The organism is Staphylococcus pasteuri (assembly GCF_030547725.1).
Lineage (GTDB): Bacteria > Bacillota > Bacilli > Staphylococcales > Staphylococcaceae > Staphylococcus > Staphylococcus pasteuri.
Map to the genome: position 1 here is coordinate 1 of NZ_JAUOQO010000430.1, position 264 is coordinate 264.

Genomic DNA, 264 nt, shown 5'->3' on the forward strand with positions numbered 1-264 from the left:
GCTTAGGTGTTAACCCATTAAGTGCTAGCCATGCCGATTTTGTTGAAGTAGCGAAGGGTTTGTCGGTAGCCGATTTAGTTGAGCAGGAAACTGATCGAGACACGATTTTACAATTGCTATTCTCTTTAGGAGTAGAGCCGTATATCGGCCAGCAGCGGCCTTGTTTTGTTTATCACTTCCCTGCTTCGCAAGCTGCTTTAGCTAAAATTTCAGCGACCGATCCCCGAGTGGCTGAGCGCTTTGAGCTTTATTTTAAAGGCGTAG

General features: G+C 46.2%; 1 pseudogene. It reads left to right on the forward strand.

Going from position 1 to position 264, the window contains the following annotated elements:
• Positions 1 to 59 precede the first annotated feature (59 nt).
• Positions 60 to 264 (forward strand): annotated as a pseudogene (locus tag Q4528_RS14250) (hypothetical protein); the annotation flags it as partial.